Below are 1192 nucleotides of genomic sequence, written 5' to 3'. Positions count from 1 at the left end.
AGCAAACCTAAGTGCACAATTTGTCCAATGCAGGAAGATTGCCAGGCAAACAAAGCAGACCTACAACATGCCCTACCGGTTTCAAAACCCAAAAAAAAGATCCCTCAAAAGAAAACCTGGGCACTGCTAATTGAGTCTGATAAGGGAGTCCTACTTGAGAAAAGGCCGCCAAGCGGAATATGGGGTGGTTTATATAGCTTGCCAGAGGCACCACCCTCACTCACGCCACCAGACTTGATTCAATACTGCACCGAGAACTTTGGCATAGAAACAGAACTACTAGAAAGACACCAAAGCATTCACCATACCTTTTCTCATTACAAACTAGAGATACAGCCGGTTAAATTAAAGCTAAAAGCGTCACTACCAGAAGTACGCTCATCAGATAGGCTAAAGTGGATCCAAGAACATCAGCTTTCTAAATTAGGCCTGCCGGCACCAATATCTTCCTACCTTGAAAAGCTAAATTGTGATGATTTATTCAGATTAAATGACTAAGATTGACCCATCACATGCTATTTACTTACCACACGAGATCGAAACATGAGTCGCACTGTTTTTTGCAGAAAGTATCAAAAAGAACTGAAAGGCCTGGATACCCCGACAATGCCAGGAGAAGCGGGCCAAGATATTTTTAACAACATCTCTGAACAAGCCTGGAAAGAATGGCAAAATAAACAAACCATGCTGATTAACGAACGACAGCTCAATATGATGAGCGCCGAAGACCGAAAGTTCTTGAAAGAACAGATGCATAAATTCTTTAATAATGAAGACATTGAAAGCATAGAGGGCTATGTTACGCCTACAAAATAATCAAAATTTACGTTTGTGATTTTTTTTTAGTTTTAGCTCTTGACTCATCGAAACGAAACAGGTTTAATACGCCCCCGTTGCAGACATACCGAGACGCAACAAGTTGTACCAGTGCAAGATCAAGCACTTTAAATAATTGATATGCCCGGTTAGCTCAGTCGGTAGAGCAGAGGATTGAAAATCCTCGTGTCCTTGGTTCGATTCCGAGACCGGGCACCATTATTCGAAGAACCCGATCATCGCAAGATGTTCGGGTTTTTTCTTGTCTGCGATTTAGCCCAACCGTAAAAATATCGGTTGAATTATCACTTTCTGAATCGACAAATTTTAACTAAACACTTTTCTGTTTCAATTCATCTATACATCACCGTTTTTT

At 40.9% G+C, this 1192-nt stretch carries 2 protein-coding genes and 1 tRNA gene; all 3 read left to right on the top strand.

The window, feature by feature from the left end:
- On the top strand, positions 1 to 498 hold a 498-nt coding region (locus A3735_RS24955), incomplete at its 5' end, for an NUDIX domain-containing protein (protein WP_231882646.1).
- A 45-nt stretch (positions 499 to 543) separates the two neighbouring features.
- On the top strand, positions 544 to 816 hold the full coding sequence (locus A3735_RS24950; protein WP_068553869.1) for an oxidative damage protection protein: 273 nt from the start codon (positions 544 to 546) through the stop codon (positions 814 to 816).
- 143 nt (positions 817 to 959) lie between these two features.
- Positions 960 to 1035 (top strand) — tRNA-Phe (locus tag A3735_RS24945).
- Positions 1036 to 1192 lie beyond the last annotated feature (157 nt).

It is taken from the genome of Oleiphilus sp. HI0061 (genome assembly GCF_001635675.1).
This window is presented reverse-complemented; position numbering and strand designations above follow the sequence as displayed.

Bases quoted from the DNA above. Each gene is read 5' to 3' on its own strand.
- A3735_RS24950 (WP_068553869.1), top strand. From the start codon at position 544: ATGAGTCGCACTGTTTTTTGCAGAAAGTATCAAAAAGAACTGAAAGGC.